This window comes from Streptomyces sp. NPDC027185 (assembly GCF_055567035.1).
The window spans coordinates 153397-168856 of the sequence record NZ_JBVHRF010000008.1; the positions used below are offsets into that span (position 1 = coordinate 153397).

A 15460-nucleotide genomic window follows, 5' to 3' on the forward strand; every position below is an offset into this window, starting at 1 on the left:
CCGGCCCTGCGTGGGGGCCGGGCGCGCCGGTATCCGCCTCAGCGCACCGCGCGCGGGCCGGTCCGGCAAGCGGGCTCGCCGTGTGGTCGCCCCAACGGCGCCCGGGTGCGCGGTGGCCGTCAGGCGCCGTCGGCGAGCGGGCCGACGGGGGCGCGGCGGACCACGTCCACCAGCGACCGGTCGGTGATCTTCAGGCTCGGGGAGACGGCGAGGGTGAGGGTGGAGACGCTCATGAAGGGGTTGAGGTGGTCCCAGCCCCATGCGTCGAGGGCGTCGCGGACCGCCCGGGAGCGGCGGACCGTCTCCTCGGCGGGTGCGGGCGACATCACGCCGCCGACCGGCAGCGGCAGGCTCGCCACCACCCGGTCGCCGTGGGCGACGGCCACCCCGCCGCCGGTGGCGACGACGTCCCGCGCGGCGGCGGCCATCGCGGCGCGGGAGGTGCCGATGGTGACGAGGTTGTGGCTGTCGTGGGCGTACGTGGTGGCGAGCGCGCCGTCGGTGAGGGTGCGGCCCAGCAGCGGGGCGAAGACGCGTCCGTCGCGCCCGTAGCGGTTGCGGACCCGGATGACGGTGGCGCGGCCCTCCCACTGCACCTCGCCGTCGCGGACCGGCAGGTCGAGCGCGTCCTCCTCGGTGTAGGTGTCGCGGGGGTTGAGGCGCAGGGCGCGGAAGCGGTGGGTGCCGTCGGGGAGGTCGGTGTGCCAGCGGAAGCCGTCGGCGTCCTGCGGTTCGACGTGGACGGTGCCGGTGAGGGCGCCGGATGCGCCGGAGGAAGGGGCGGGGGCGGCCGTCTCCGGTACGGCGACGGCGTCGCGGGCCACGACGCGGCCGCCGGCGAGGACGAGCGCCGGGTCGAAGGCGGCCAGGTCGCCGCGGAGGAGGACGAGGTCGGCGCGTTTGCCCGGGGCGACCACGCCGCGGTCGTACAGGCGCAGGCGCTGGGCCGGGTTCCAGGTCAGGGCGCGCAGGACCGCCTCGGCGGGGAAGCCGGCGCGGACGGCGACGCGGGCGATGTGGTCGAGGTGGCCGTGGGCCAGGATGTGGTCGGCCGCGAGGTCGTCGGTGACCAGGCAGAACGGCGGGAGCTGCGGGAGGGCGAGGAGCGCCTGGGCGACCTCGGGGAGCAGGCATTTCTCCTGGAGCATCATCAGCATGCCCAGGCGGGCCTTCTCCAGGACGACCTCGGTGCGGTTCTTGGTGTGGTCGGAGTCGACGCCGGTGGCGAGGTAGGCGCTGAGGTCGGCGCCGCTGAGGTTGGGGCAGTGGCCGTCGAGGATCATGCCGCGGCGGCGGGCGGCGCCGACCACGTCGCGCATCCGCGGGTCACCGCCGACGACGGCGCGGTAGTCCATGACCTCGCCGAGGGCGATGACGCCGGGCCAGCCGAGCATCGTGTCGATGTCGTCGGCGCTCAGGCTGGCCCCGGCGTGCTCCAGCCCCTCCAGGGCGGGGACGCAGGAGGGGACGCCCCACAGCTGGGTCTGGGCGGTGGTGGCGCCCGCGTCGATCATCCAGCGCATGGCGGCGGCGCCGGCGACGTTGACGATCTCGTGGGGGTCGGCGAGGACGGTGGTGGTGCCGCGGGCCAGGGTGAGGGCGGCGAAGGTCTGCGGGGTGAGGAACGAGCTCTCGATGTGCATGTGCGCGTCGACGAAACCGGGCGCGATCAGCAGACCGGTGGCGTCGAGGTGCTCGCGGGCGTCGGCGGGGGTACCGGGCGGCAGGACGCCGCTGATCAGGTCGGAGCGGACCAGGACGTCGGCGGCGAACCGTTCGCCGGTGAAGCTGGACACCACCTGGCCGCCGCTGATCCTCAGGTCGTGCGGGCGGGGGGAGGGCATGGGCGTATCTCCTCGTACGGTGCGGGGTGGGCCGCGGGTGTCAGGTGGCGAGGGTGAAGAAGTAGTAGCCGAGCGGGACCAGGACGACCCACAGGCCCCACGGGATCTCGCGGAAGCGTCCGGCGACGGCCTTGACCAGCACGTGGGAGGTCAGGCCGACGGCGATGCCGGTGCCGAAGTTGCCGAAGAAGAGCGTGGTCGCGACGGTGAGGGCGGCGGGGACGGCGTCGGTCGGATCGGTGAAGTCGATCTTGCGCAGGGCGCCGAGCATGGTCAGTCCGACGTACATCAGCACCGGTGCGGTGGCCGCCGACGGGATGAGCGTGGCGAACGGGGTGACCAGCAGCAGCGCGGCGAAGCCGAGCGCCGCCCAGACGGAGGCGAGACCGGTCCGGGCGCCGCTGTCGGCGCCCGCCGAGGACTCCAGGTAGGCGGTCATGCTGGGCGCGCCGAGGGCCGCGCCGCCGATGACGGCGCCGGAGTCGACGTAGAAGGGTGTGCGGACGCCGGGGAGGTTGCCGTCCGCGTCGGTGAGCCCGGCGCGGCCCGCGACGGCGAGCAGGGTGCCGGTCATCGAGAAGAACTCGGAGACGAAGAAGGCGAAGATGTACGGGAAGTACTCGGGCTTGAGGGCGCCGAACACGTCGATGTGGAAGACGGCGGGGCCGGGGCTCGACGGCAGGGCGAAGAGGTGGTCGGGCAGGTGGGTCACGCCGAGCGGGATGCCGGCGAGGGTGACCGCGGCCATGGTGATCAGGAACGCGCCGGGGACCTTGCGGGTGGCGAGGGCGGTGAGCAGGACGAGTCCGGCGAGCGCCAGCAGTCCGGCGGGGGCGGCGAGATCGCCGACGGTGAGCGCGGCGCTGTCCGGGCGGGCCTTGACCAGCCCGCTGTCGCGGAAGCCGATCAGCGCGATGTAGAGGCCGAGGCCGCCGCTGATGGCGTACTTGAGGTTCAGCGGCATCATGCGGGTGATGAGGTCGCGGATGCCGAGCGCGGTCAGCAGCAGGAAGGCGACGCCGGACCAGAGGACCATGCCGAGGGCGGCGTCCCAGGGGACCTTGTCCTGGCCGACGATGGTGACGGCGAGCAGGGCGACGCCGCCGAGCCCCGGGGCGACGACGAAGGGGAGGTTGGCGACGAGGCCCATCGCCAGTGTCGCCAGGACGATCGCGATCAGGACGGCGGTGGTGGCAGCCCCGTGCGGGATTCCGGCCTTGGCGAGCTGACTGGGCACGACGACCGCCGCGTAGGCGGCCGCCACGAACATCGACAGTCCGGCCAGCGCCTCCGTCCGCGGTGTGCTGCCGCGCTCCCGCAGCCGGAAGAGCCGTTCCAGGCGGGAGACGGGCGCCTCGGGCCCGGACGTGGCCGTGGGCCCGGCGCCGCGTGCGTCGGTAGGGGGCATGAACACCTCGGAGGAGGACGGGGCAGCTCCGGGAAGTCTCTCCCCGGCCGCTGCCGAGTGCCGTGAAACCGGTTGCAGAGACCGGTTGCAGACAGCATGCCACGGGTGGCGGCGCGGGGGAAGGCCGGGCGGGGCCACGGCCCGCGCCGCCGCCGCATACTTGGCCGATGGCCGAACCGAGAGAATCCTGGACCCACACCACCCACGACTGGGCCGCCACCGTGGACGAGGCCCACCTCGCACTCATCCGCCGGAACCCCGCCGGGTTCGCTCCGGGCGGGCCGGTCCACCTCGTCCTCGAAGTGCTCGCCCACGCCGGCGACGAGGCGGCGGACCGGGGCGGCGGGCGGTGCGTGGTCACCCTCCACCCGGACGGTTCCGTCGCGGTGACGGACGACGGGCGGGGCACCGACACCCGGTTCGACGAGGAGGGGCGGGCCGTTCGGAAGCCGGTCATGTCCACGGAGGACCTCCGCTTCTTCCGCGCCCCCGCGCCCGAACGCCTGCCGGACGGGAAGCCGCGCCGGGGCATGTCCGTCGTCGCGGCGCTGAGCCCGTGGCTCACGCACACCAACCGCCGCGCGGACGGTGCCTGGCGGCAGCGCTACGCGTACGGCGTCCCCGTGACCGGCCTGGAGCCCGTCGCGGCGGACGGCACGACCGGGACCCGGGTCCACTTCCTGCCGGACGCGGCCCTGGGGCCGCGGTGGTCGCCGACCGCGGCGGAGGTGGCCCGGTGGTCCGCCCACTGGCCGCAGCTGACGCTCCGCCTCGACGACCGGCGCGGCCACGGGGACCGTACGGTGCGCTGATCACGGCAGACGGGAGGCGCCCACGGCGAGCCGCCGGCCACGGAAGAGACGGCCGCGGCGCCCGCACGGGAACGGCCCCGGGCGCCCCTCGGTCCCCGGCGGGACGTGCGGGGCGCCGGGCCGCCCCTCGCGGGCGCCGCGGCGTACGTCTCTCCGTCAGTCCTTGTGCAGCGCGCCGTCGAGGAGCGGCAGCAGGCGGTCCCAGTGGCGCTGGTAGGCCGCGGGGTCGAAGGCGGCGGTGTCGGACATGGTGAAGCCGTGGAGGGTGTCCGGGTAGATCTCGGTGGTGTGGCTGACGCCCGCGGCGTCCAGCGCGCGGTTCAGCTCCTCGATGCCCTCCGGGGAGAGGTCGCCCTCGGCGAGACCGATGTGGACCCGCGCGGTCAGTTCGGGCATCAGGCGGTGCGGGCTGTCGGGCTCGTCGGTGACCAGGGGGCCGGGGTGGAATCCGGCGACGGCGGCGACCCGGTCGGGGTGGGCCGTCGCGGTGCGCATCGCCAGGATGGCGCCGAAGCAGTAGCCGATCGCGGCGACGGGCCCGGCGGCGACCTCGGGCTGTTCGGCGAGGAACCGCAGGTAGGCATCGGCGTCGCGCAGCGCGTGGTCGGTGGTGTACGCCTCGATCAGCGGCATGATCCGGCCGAAGAGCGCGGGCCGGGACGCCTCGTCGATGTGGTCGGGAAGCTCGAACACCGGCGCCGGGCGGGTGCGGTAGTAGAAGTTGGGGACGAGGACGTAGTAGCCGTGGCCGGCCAGTTCCCGCGCCATCTCGCGCAGGACGGGCCGGACGCCGAAGGCATCGGGGTGGAGCAGCACCGCGGGGTGGCGCCCGCCGCCGTCGGGGAAGGCGGCGAAGGCGTCGGCGGTGCCGTCCGGAGTGGGGATCTGCACCTGCTTGTGGGGCATGGGATGTTCCTTCCTCGGGCTGCGCCGCCGGTGCGCAGCCCCGGTCCGGGTGGAGTCTCCAGAAGATCACCCCGGCGCGGGACCGGGCGGTGATTTTCCGGATGGAGCGACGGGAACCGCGGCGAGGCGGGCGGAACGGGCCCCGCCACGGGAGCGGGGCGTCCGGTCCGGCCCGGTCGCCGGTCATGATCCGCCATGAGGGTACGGGCCGGGCGACGCGCCGCCCCCGGGTGGTCGGGGGCCGGCGGGCGCGGACGCGTACCGCCGCGGATCCGGACCGCCCGGTGGGGGCCCGGCGCCGTACCGCGCAGCCCGGCTCCGGGCCGCCCGCCGACGGCCCCGGCCCCCTGCTACGACTTCGGATGACGCGATTTCCGGACACACCCCGGCCCGTCGGCCACCGCCCGGAGCCGCCTCCCGGACCGCCACGGCCGGCCGTCTCCCCCGCCCCGGCGCACGGCCGCTGACCTGGCCCGCCCGCTCCTTCCCCGCCTACCGGCGACGGACTTCCGCCCGTTTTGCGGCCGGGCGGGAATATCACCGCACCGGTCACGTCCGGCCGTGACCGGAAAAGGCGGGAGTGACAGGTGATCCACTCCGTCCGGTTTTCCGGAACGGAGCCCCGGGGAAAGATCGCCGCGTGTCATTCCTGTTATGAGCAGACCGTACGGCGCGAGCGCTTCCGGCCCTCGGAAGAACCCCCCTGCGCCCTCCCCGGGCCCCTTCGAGTCCGCCTCGGGGGCCGCCCCCTCCTCCCTGATTCCGGAGAGCGGTATGCCCTTTTCCCTGCCCGCCGAGATGGAGCGCTTCGGCGACTCCATCGCCATGATTTCCGCAGACCGGACCTGTAGTTACCGGGAACTTTCCGCACACGTCACCGAATGGCGCTCCCATCTCGACTCCCACGGAATTTCCGCGGGAGCGGTCGTGACCCTGGAGGGCCCGTGCACCCCGCGCACCGTCGCGGGCCTGCTCGCCCTCGCCGAACGCGGCGCGATCACCGTGCCGCTGAACGACCCGCCCGCCGCCAAGCGCGCGGAGTACCTCGACGTGGCCGGGGCGGAGGTGACGATCACCGTCGGCGCGGACGGCGGCGTACACACCGAACGCACCGGCCACACCGCCGGCCACCCCCTCTACACCCGCCTGCGCCGGGCGCGCCGCCCCGGTCTCGTACTGTTCAGCTCGGGCACCACCGGGCGCAGCAAGGCGTCGCTGCTGGATCTGGAGAAGATGCTGGCCCGGTACGCCGCGGGCGGGACCGGGCGCCGCATCCTGTCGTTCCTGAGCATGGATCACATCGGCGGGGTCAACACCGTCCTGCACACGCTGAGCACCGGCGGCACCGTCGTCACCGTCACCGAGCGCACCCCGGACGCGGTGCTGGCGACGGTCGCCGCGCACCGCGTCCAGGTGCTCCCCACCACTCCGACGTTCTTGAACATGGTGCTGATCTCCGGCGCCGCCGAACGCCACGACGTCTCCGGCCTGGAGCTGATCACCTACGGCACCGAACCGATGCCCCAGCGCACCCTGGAATGGCTCTGCCGCGCTTTTCCGCAGACCCGCCTGAAACAGACCTACGGCCTTTCCGAACTGGGCATCCTGCCGACGAAATCGCGCGGGAACGGTGAGCTGTGGATGAAACTCGGCAGCGCCGGATTCGCCCATAAAATCATCGACGACGTGTTGTGGATACGTTCGGAGATGGCCATGCTCGGCTATCTCAACGCCCCGGCACCTTTCGACTCCGAGGGATTTTTCAACACCCAGGACGTGGTGGTGCGCGAAGGAGAATGGATAAGAGTTCTCGGTCGCCGTTCGGAAATCATCAACGTCGGCGGCGAGAAGGTTTATCCCAGTGAGGTGGAGAGCGTACTGCTGGAGGTGCCCGGCGTCGCCGAGGCCACCGTCAGCGGCCACCCCAGCCCGGTGACCGGCATGGTGGTCCGGGCGACGCTGCTGCCCTCCGCGGCGGCGGACGCCACGGACCTCGTCAACCGGGCCCGCCGCCACTGCCGCACCCGGCTGGAGGCGTACAAGGTGCCCGCCCTGCTGACGGTCTCGGACGCCGAGCAGCACTCGGACCGGTACAAGAAGATCCGGGCGGGCCGGTCGTGACGGGCGGACCGGCGCGGGACGGCGCACCCGGCGCCGGGCCGGTGGCCGTGATCAGCGGCGGGAGCCGCGGGCTGGGCCGGACCGTGGCCGAACGGCTGCTGGCGGACGGCTGGCGGGTCGCCGCCTTCAGCCGCGGCGCGAGCGCGTTCACCGACGAGGCGCGGCAGAAGTGGCCGGACACCTTCTGGTGGGACGCCGCCGACCTCGCCGATCCCGCACAGCTGCGGGCCTTCACCGCGGCGGCCGCCGAACGGTTCGGGCGGATCGACGCACTGCTCAACAACGCCGCCGCACTGGACCGTCAGGAACTCTTCCTGACCGCCTCGCCCCGCCGCGTCGAGGAGTCCCTCACCGTCAACCTCACCGGTCCCCTGGTCCTGACGCAGGCGTGCGCCAAGGTCATGGCCCGCGGGCAGGGCGGACAGATCCTCAACGTCTCGTCGGTCAACGCGGTACGCGGCTACCGCGGGGTGGCCGTCTACACCGCCGCCAAGAGCGGTCTCGACGGCACGGTCCGCGCGCTGGCGCGGGAGCTGGGACCGCTCGGCATCCGGGTCAACTCGGTCGTCCCCGGGTTCTTCGACAGCGAGCTGACCCGGGACGTCACCGACGAACACCGCGACCGTATCCGGCGCCGCACCCCGCTGGGGCGGCTGGCGGACATCGAGGAGATCGCCGACGCCGTGGGCTATCTCCTCTCCCCCCGGGCGTCCTTCATCACCGGACAGACCCTCGTAGTCGACGGAGGACTCACATGCTGACATCCCGTGACGACATCACCGCGGTGGTGCACGACACGCTCAACGAACTCCTCAAGGAGGCGGAGTTCGACCCGATGGCCTTCACCGGCGCCGAACGCATCGGCGACATCGGCTTCACCTCGCTGCTGCTGGCCCGGCTGATCATCCAGCTGGAGGCGGCCGTCGGCGCCTCCCCCTTCGAGGAGCGCTACGTCGTCTCCGACATCCGCACCGTCGACGACCTCGTCGACGCCTACCGGCAGACGCTCCACGCGTCCGCGGCCGGCTGAACCCGAGACCGAAAGGAGGGAGCCGGCCATGCCGGAGAACGTCCTGGTCGTCGTGGGCGACCGCTTCCCGCAGTTCGCCGCCAACCGCGGCACGGTGACCGCCTCGCAGCTCCTGGAGCGGCTCCGCTCCGGCGAGGCGGGCACCCCGCTCCGTCTCGCCCTGGGGCAGGGCCTGTCCCCCGAACAGCGCGCCGCGATCGGGAAGTACGCCGCCACCGGCGCGGTGGTGTGCCACGACGGCGTCCCCGCCCCCGCCGAGCACCGCACCGTCCGGCCCGGCCATCCGCCGACCGCGCTCGTCGGACAGCTGGTGCGCACGGCCCCGGGCCGGTTCACGGCGCCGCTGCTGCTCGACGAGCGGGTGGATCTGCTCCAGGACCGCCTCAGCAGCCAGCACATCTCGGCGATCACGCTGCTGGAGGCCGCCCGGCAGACGTGGGTGACCGTCACCGAACAGTTCCTGCTCTCCGCCGAGGAGCGCGCCACCTGCGTGATCAGCGAGGTCACGAGCGTGAGCGCGGCCTACCACCGCTATGTGTTCCCGCTGCCGGCCACCGTCGAGTTCCGCCTGACCTCGCACGAGACGGCCCTGGCCGAGCGGTTCGGCTTCACCGTCGCCTTTCACCAGAACGGGCGGCTCACCACGGAGATCGCCGCGGAGATCGGCGTCCTGCCGCAGACCGTCGCGAAGAAGCAGGAGGCGCTGGCGGCCCGGCAGGCCCTGCACGACACCCTCGCGCCACTGCGGGCGGCGCAGCCCGCGCCCGCGGCGGACCCGCACCCGGGAGGAATACCCGTATGACCCTGAAACGCTACGCACTCACCCCGCAGATGGAGCAGTACGACGACTTCGACGACCGCGGTGAGGCCCGGTACCTGCCGTATCTCATGTACTACCACCGTGCCGGCTACCGCTCGGAGGTGCTCAACACCGACCGGTTGGGGTTCCGTATCGGACACGGCGCGGGCGCGGCGGCGTCGGTCGCCGGGGAGCGGCCGCCGGGCCCGGTGAAGCTGCTCGTCGGCAGCTCCACCGCGTTCGGCATCGGCGCCACCACGGACGCGGCGACCCTCTCCTCGCGGCTGTGGAGCCGGTACGCGCCGTCGACGCCGTGGCTCAACTTCGGCGGGCGCAGCTACAGTTCCGCGCAGGAGTTGCTGCTCTTCGTGCTGCACCAGCATCTGCTGCCGCCGGTCGAGGAGATCGTGATCCTCTCCGGCTTCAACAACCTGGCGCTCGCGCGGCTGCCGGAGCACCAGCAGGGTGAGCACGGCGCGTTCTTCTTCTGCGGCGACTACTACGCGCAGATGGCGGAGTTGCAGGCGCGGCACCGGAAGACGAAGCCGGGGTTCGGCCGCCGGGCGCAGCGCCGGTCCGCCGCCCCGCCGGACGACGCGCCGGTTCCCGCCACCCCGGAACTCGTCTCCCGCGCCACCGAGCTGACCGCCCGTCACCTGGAGACCTGGCGCAAGCTCGCCTCCGTCACCGGCGCCCGGCTGTCGTACGTGCTCCAGCCCCTGGCGACGTGGGTGCGGCAGGAGGCGGCGCCGCAGGAGACCGTCCTGTTCAAGGAGTTGGACAAGATGTCCCGGCTCGGCGTCTTCGAGGACCTCTTCGGCGACATCGTCACCCCGGAGACCGGCCGGGCGTACGCCGAGGCGCTGCGGGTGGCCTGCGAGAAGCAGGACGTGCCGTTCCTCGACCTCAACCCCGTCCTCGCCGAGGCCACCACGCCCGAGGACTGGCTCTACGTCGACCGGGCGCACTGCACCGACCACGGCTACGACACCGTCGCCCGGCTGCTGGCCGACAGTCTCGGCCTGCGCTGAGCCCCGCACCTTCCCGACAGCAGAGAGGCACCCCATGGCGTTCTTCCGATGGCTGCGCGACCGCGTGTTCCGGCGTAAGCGCCGTGCCGAGCAGGACGCGTCCATCTACCCGATGTTCTGACCGTGTTCCCCCGCCGGCGGGGCCGCACCGCGGTCACCGTCCGGCGCCCGGCAAGTGAAGGAGGCATCAGGTGCGAAGCCGCCCCGGCCCGCACGAGGGCCCCGAGGGGACGAGCCGGTCGCTCTACCTGTCCGCGACCGACCCGGAGGGGCTCTTCCCGCACGGCCGGCTCCACCCGGCACAGCTCCGCGCCGAGCTGGCACAGGCCCCGCCGGCGACCGGGCACCTCGAACCGCCGGACGGTCCGGGGCCGGACGGCGCCGCCGCCTGGTCCACCCGGGAGGCCGCGCGGTTCCGCGCGCTGTACGACCGGGCGGACCCGGCGGCGCGCGAGGTCCTGATCCGCAAGGCGGCCCTGGGCAGCGCCCCGCTGGCGCTGGTCTCCGGGGCATGGCTGCAGTGGCTGAGCGATCCGGGCAACGCCGACGACCCCGGCACCCTGCGGCTGCTCGCCCGGTACGCGGGGGACGTGGGCGCCGGGAGCCCGCGGGCCTCCCGGGGCAGCGCCGCGCTGGAACTGCTGCGCCGGCTGCGCCTGTCGGAGCAGGCCGTCCCGGTGTCCCGGCTGCCCTTCGACCGGCGCATCGCGGAGGGGTGTTTCCGGCTCCCTGCGGTGCTGCTGACGATGAGCCGGTTCCCCGACGCGTTCCGTCACGAGATCGCCGGCGCCGACGCGTGGCTGCGGGCCGTGGGCCTGCTCCCGGCCCTCGGCTTCGTGCGGGACGCGCTGCCCGGCGCGACGGACTGGCGCCGTCTCGACCCCGGGGACGCGGCGGCGCAGGACGCGGTGCCCGAACGGGCCGAGGACGCCGCCGCGTTCGCCCGGGGCCGCGACTGGGCCCGCTGGGCGCTGGAGCGGTGGAGCGCGGCCCTCCACGACGAACTGCTCGCCTCGCTGGACCCGGCGCACGACATGCGGGAGCTGCTGCGGCAGCGGGCCCGGGAGGGCGCGGTCTACCACCACGACTTCCCGCTCGGGGGACGGCCGCTCGCGCAGTGGCTGGCCGAGTCCGTCACCGACCCCGGGCCGCTGCTGGCCGCACTGGCGGCGAGCCGGCTGATCCGGCCGGGCGCCCCGGACCGCAGCCCCCTGGTGAACGCCCTGATCGGGGAGAGCGGCCCGATGTTCCGGGTCTTCTCCCCGGACGACATCGCCGTCATCCGCCGCTGGATCGCCTCCCTGAGCACCGCGCCCGCCCCGGAGTCCCCGGCGCCGCCGGTACGGTCCGGCCCGCCGCTCACCGACGCCTTCCCGCGGCTCCCGGCCCTCTCCGCGGTCCCGGAGGAGACGGGCCGGACACCGGCCGGTCCACGGGAGGCGTACCACCTGCTGCAGCGGCGCGACGACACCCCGGCGCTGCGGGCCTACGCGCTGGAGCACACCCGCCGCTGGCTGGCCGCCACGCGGCGGGGCGCCCGGCGCGGCGCACTGCCGCTGCCCGACCGGTGGGACGCCCGGGGCCTGCGGCCCTGGCTGCTGGACCAGCACGACCGGCACGGCGCGGAGTTCGAGGAGACCGCCCGTACCCCGCTGCCGACGCGGGAGCAGCTCATCGACTCGACCGTCCAGCTGGCGCCGCTGACCTTGATCGACGGCAGCTGGATCCGCGGTTTCACCGATTACGCCGAGGCCACGTCCGACATCGGCCACTTCCTCTTCTCCACCTACTGGGACGAGCTGGGCAACGGCGAGACGGAGCTGAACCATCCGCTGATCTACCGCGAGGTCCTGGCGGAGATGGGCGTGGAGCTGCCGCCCACCGGCTCGGCGGAGTTCGCGCGGTGGCCGGGCTTCCGGGACGAGTCGTTCGCGCTGCCCGTGCACTGGCTGTGCATCGGGCGCTTCCCCCGCACGTTCCTGCCGGAGGTGCTGGGGCTGAACCTCGCCATGGAGCTGTCCGGGGTGGGCGGCTCGTACCGCAGGGGCCGGCTCGCGCTGCGCGCGCACGGCTTCTCCACCCGCTTCGTCGACATCCACAACACCATCGACAACGTCGCCACCGGGCACTCCGCCTGGGCGGCGGACGCCATCGACACCTATCTGGCCACCCTCCCGGACGGCGACCGCGAGGACGCCAGGGGCCGGGCCTGGGAACGCGTCCGGATCGGCTACCTCTCCCTCCAGACCCCCGGTGGCCTGCGGGCGCGGCGCGTGCGGCGGATGCCCCGCGGTCGCCGCCCGCACGGTTCCCCCACGGCGTGACGACGCGCGAAGGAGCACGCTCATGAACAACGACCTGGTCCTGGGAATCTCCGCCTTCTACCACGACAGCGCCGCCGCGCTGGTCCGCGGCGGGCACATCGTGGCGGCGGCGCAGGAGGAGCGGTTCAGCCGCCGCCGGCACGACTCCGCCTTCCCCTCGCGGGCGGCGGAGTACTGCCTGCGCGAGGCCGGCGCGGAGCTGGGCGACGTCGCGGCGGTGGCGTACTACGAGGACGCGGAGCTGAAGTTCCGGCGGGTCCTGGGGACCCACCTGGCCGCCGCACCGCTCGGCTTCGCGTCGTTCCGGGAGACGCTGCCGTCCTGGCTGGCGTGGAAACGCGACGTCAGGAGCACCGTACGGAAGAATCTCGCCGCGCTGGACTGCGGCCCGGTGCCGGAGATCGTGACCCGCCGCCACCACGAGTCGCACGCGGCGTCGGCGTTCCTGCCCGGACCGTACGAGTCGGCGGCGGTGCTCTGCGTCGACGGTGTCGGCGAGTGGGCGACGACCACGCTCTGGCACGGCCAAGACAGTACGCTCACGCCCCTGGCCGAGCTGCGCTTCCCGCACTCACTGGGGCTGCTGTACTCGGCGTTCACCTACTTCTGCGGCTTCAAGGTCGACTCCGGCGAGTACAAGCTGATGGGGCTCGCGCCGTACGGCACACCCCGCTACGCCGGGCTCATCCGGGAGCGACTGATCGACGTCAAACCCGACGGCTCGTTCCGGCTGAACATGGCCTACTTCGCGTATCTGCGGGGTCAGGTGATGACCGGGCGGGCCTTCGAGAAGCTCTTCGGCGGGCCCCGGCGGCTGCCGGAGAGCCCGCTGACCGAGCGGGAGTGCGACCTGGCCGCGTCGGTGCAGGAGGTCACCGAGGAGGTGATGGTCAAACTGGCCCGCTCGGCCCGGGAGCGGACCGGCGAGCGCCACCTCTGCCTGGCCGGCGGGGTCGCCCTCAACTGCGTCGCCAACGGCAAGATCATCGAGGAGGGGATCTTCGACGAGGTGTGGGTGCAGCCGGCCGCGGGCGACGCCGGCGGCGCCCTCGGAGCGGCCCTGTCCGTCGCCGTCGACCGCGGCGCCGGCCGGCCGCACCTGGGAAGCGGCCGGGACGCGATGTCCGGCTCGCTGCTCGGGCCGGGCCACGGCGACGCGGAGATCGGCGCGTTCCTGCGCGCCCGGGGCCTACCGCACACCGAGCTGACGGCGGACACCGTCGCCGGGGCGGTGGCGAAGCGGCTCGCCGAGGGCGCGGTCGTCGGGTGGTTCCAGGGGCGGACGGAGTTCGGGCCGCGCGCGCTCGGTGCCCGTTCCATCCTCGGGGATCCGCGCGATCCCGGGATGCAGTCCGCGATGAACCTCAAGATCAAGTTCCGGGAGTCGTTCCGGCCGTTCGCCCCCTCGGTCCTCGCCGAGGACGCCAAGGACTACTTCGCGCTGCGCCAGGAGAGCCCGTACATGCTGGTGGTCGGCCAGATCGCCGAGCCGCAGCGCCTGGCGGCCGAGGCGGACGACGCGACCGGTCTCGACCGGCTCAAAACCCTCCGCTCCACGATCCCGGCCGTCACCCACGTCGACTGCTCGGCCCGCGTCCAGACGGTGACCGAGGAGGCCAACGCCCCCTACCACCGGCTGCTGACCGCCTTCAAGGAGGAGACCGGCTGCCCGGTGCTGATCAACACCTCGTTCAACGTCCGCGGCGAACCGATCGTCAACACCCCCGAGGAGGCTTACACCTGCTTCATGCGCACCCATATCGACGTACTGGTCCTCGGCAACTTCGTGCTGGAGAAGGACGATCAGCCGCGCTGGGAGGAGGAGCACGACTGGCGCGAGTCGATCCCGCTGGACTGACCGGACACCCCACGGAAAGGAACACACCCCATGCGCAAACCGCTGCTTCTCCTCGCCTACGCCCTGCTGGTGACGCCTGCCGGGCTGGTGCTGAGGATCGTGCGCGACCCGCTCACCCGCCGCCTGCGGCCGGGCGCCGCCAGCTACTGGACGCGTCCGGCGTAGGGCGACCGCGCCGAGGGCCCGTGCGGGAGGTGTCCGCGCGGGCCTCAGCGCCGTCCCGGCGGCGCCGTCGACGCGCGGACCTCCAGCCGGGGCGCCAGACGGGTGGTGGTGCGCGGGCCCGTACCGGCGCACAGGTCCAGAAGGCGGCGGACGGCCGTCGCGCCCGCCTCCGCCACCGGGAGCGCCAGCGCGGTGACGGGCGGATCGGTGGCGGTGAAGGCGGTGAGGTCGTCGCCGGCCGCCACGCTCAGATCCTCCGGGACGCGGCGGCCCGCGGCGCGCAGCCCGTGCAGCAGACCGAGGGTGAGGTAGCTGTTGTAGACGAGCACCGCCGTGGCGTCGCCGGGGAGTCCGGCCGCGGCGGTGATGCCCGCGTCGAAGGTGGGCGGCAGCGGTCCCAGGACGTGCAGGCGGGCGCCGGCGGCCGCGGTCCGTTCGGCCAGCGCCGCCCGGCGGTGGGTGTCCGACCAGGAGCCGGGCGGCCCGGAGACGTATGCGAGGTCGCGGTGGCCCAGCTCCAGCAGGTGGTCGGCGAGGCGGGCCGCGCCCTCCTCGGCGTCGAGGACGACGGCGGGCAGCCGGCCCACCCGGCGGTCGACGAGGATCAGCGGCCGGTGTCCGGCGTGCTCGCGCAGTGCGGCGTCGGTGCCGACGGGCGCCACCATGACGACGCCGTCGGCCTGTTCGCCCAGGCGCGCGACGAGCGCCGCCTCCCGGTCGGCGTCGGCCTCGGAGACGCTGATGAGGAGGTGGGCGTCGGCCTCCTCGGCGGCCCGCTGCGCCCCCAGGACCAGCGGGGAGAAGAAGGGGTTGGCCAGCGTCGGCACGATCAGGCCGATCAGACCGGTACGGCCGGTGGTCAGCGCGCGGGCGCTGCGGTTGGGCTGGAAGCCGAGCCGGGCGGCGGCGTCACGGACCTTCTCGCGGGTGGCGTCCGTGACCATCTCCGGGCGGGTCAGCGCGCGCGAGGCGGTGGCCTTGGAGACCCCCGCCACGCGCGCCACGTCCGCGAGTGTCGCCATCCGCCGCCTCCTCCTGACCGCCCGCCGGCCGACCGCCGCGCGGGCACGCGGTATGGCGTCCGATGCTAGTGCAACCGCTCTCTGAAACCGGTTCCCCCGACGGGGGACGGTACAGGGGAGAGCCGCAACACGCGGGCGCG

13 protein-coding genes are annotated in these 15460 nt (G+C 73.9%); 9 read left to right on the plus strand and 4 right to left on the minus strand.

Going from position 1 to position 15460, the window contains the following annotated elements:
• Positions 1-119: 119 nt before the first annotated feature.
• Both ACZ4M8_RS24960 and ACZ4M8_RS24965 read right to left on the minus strand, forming a co-directional pair.
• Positions 120-1844 (minus strand): adenine deaminase C-terminal domain-containing protein, encoded by a 1725-nt coding sequence (locus tag ACZ4M8_RS24960; protein ID WP_467610873.1) that lies wholly within the window; start codon positions 1842-1844, stop codon positions 120-122.
• Positions 1845-1884: 40 nt separating this feature from the next.
• Positions 1885-3252, minus strand: a complete 1368-nt coding sequence (locus ACZ4M8_RS24965) for an NCS2 family permease (protein WP_467610875.1) — start codon at positions 3250-3252, stop codon at positions 1885-1887.
• A gap of 167 nt (positions 3253-3419) precedes the next feature.
• Here ACZ4M8_RS24965 and ACZ4M8_RS24970 point away from each other — a divergent pair, with 167 nt between their 5' ends.
• Positions 3420-4064, plus strand: coding sequence for an ATP-binding protein (locus tag ACZ4M8_RS24970; RefSeq protein ID WP_467610877.1), 645 nt, complete (start codon positions 3420-3422; stop codon positions 4062-4064).
• Between the two features lie 156 nt (positions 4065-4220).
• Here ACZ4M8_RS24970 and ACZ4M8_RS24975 read toward each other — a convergent pair whose 3' ends face one another.
• On the minus strand, positions 4221-4970 hold the full coding sequence (locus ACZ4M8_RS24975; RefSeq protein ID WP_467610879.1) for a dienelactone hydrolase family protein: 750 nt from the start codon (positions 4968-4970) through the stop codon (positions 4221-4223).
• 774 nt (positions 4971-5744) lie between these two features.
• Here ACZ4M8_RS24975 and ACZ4M8_RS24980 point away from each other — a divergent pair.
• From ACZ4M8_RS24980 to ACZ4M8_RS25015, 8 genes are all read left to right on the plus strand, one after another.
• On the plus strand, positions 5745-7091 hold the full coding sequence (locus tag ACZ4M8_RS24980) for a class I adenylate-forming enzyme family protein (RefSeq protein WP_467610881.1): 1347 nt from the start codon (positions 5745-5747) through the stop codon (positions 7089-7091).
• Positions 7088-7852 carry an SDR family NAD(P)-dependent oxidoreductase gene (locus ACZ4M8_RS24985; RefSeq protein WP_467610883.1) on the plus strand — a complete coding sequence of 255 codons (765 nt, stop codon included), beginning with the start codon at positions 7088-7090 and terminating at the stop codon, positions 7850-7852. The genes ACZ4M8_RS24980 and ACZ4M8_RS24985 overlap by 4 nt, the downstream gene beginning before the upstream one ends.
• Positions 7846-8121: a phosphopantetheine-binding protein gene (locus tag ACZ4M8_RS24990; RefSeq protein ID WP_467610885.1), complete on the plus strand. Its 276-nt coding sequence runs from the start codon at positions 7846-7848 to the stop codon at positions 8119-8121. Before ACZ4M8_RS24985 ends, ACZ4M8_RS24990 begins: the two co-directional genes overlap by 7 nt.
• A 28-nt stretch (positions 8122-8149) precedes the next feature.
• Complete coding sequence (locus ACZ4M8_RS24995) at positions 8150-8923, plus strand: AfsA-related hotdog domain-containing protein (RefSeq protein ID WP_467610887.1); 774 nt, start codon at positions 8150-8152, stop codon at positions 8921-8923.
• Positions 8920-9951, plus strand: a complete 1032-nt coding sequence (locus tag ACZ4M8_RS25000) for an Inducer of phenazine A (RefSeq protein WP_467610889.1) — start codon at positions 8920-8922, stop codon at positions 9949-9951. The genes ACZ4M8_RS24995 and ACZ4M8_RS25000 overlap by 4 nt, the downstream gene beginning before the upstream one ends.
• A gap of 191 nt (positions 9952-10142) precedes the next feature.
• On the plus strand, positions 10143-12275 hold the full coding sequence (locus tag ACZ4M8_RS25005) for an iron-containing redox enzyme family protein (protein WP_467610891.1): 2133 nt from the start codon (positions 10143-10145) through the stop codon (positions 12273-12275).
• A 22-nt stretch (positions 12276-12297) separates the two neighbouring features.
• Positions 12298-14133 (plus strand): carbamoyltransferase family protein, encoded by a 1836-nt coding sequence (locus ACZ4M8_RS25010; RefSeq protein WP_467610893.1) that lies wholly within the window; start codon positions 12298-12300, stop codon positions 14131-14133.
• Between the two features lie 30 nt (positions 14134-14163).
• Positions 14164-14298 (plus strand): hypothetical protein, encoded by a 135-nt coding sequence (locus ACZ4M8_RS25015; protein WP_467610895.1) that lies wholly within the window; start codon positions 14164-14166, stop codon positions 14296-14298.
• Positions 14299-14342: 44 nt separating this feature from the next.
• On the opposite strand, the gene ACZ4M8_RS25020 is transcribed toward ACZ4M8_RS25015, so the two are convergent.
• A complete protein-coding gene (locus tag ACZ4M8_RS25020) occupies positions 14343-15320 on the minus strand; it encodes a LacI family DNA-binding transcriptional regulator (protein ID WP_467610897.1) in 978 nt (325 codons plus the stop codon).
• Positions 15321-15460: the final 140 nt, after the last annotated feature.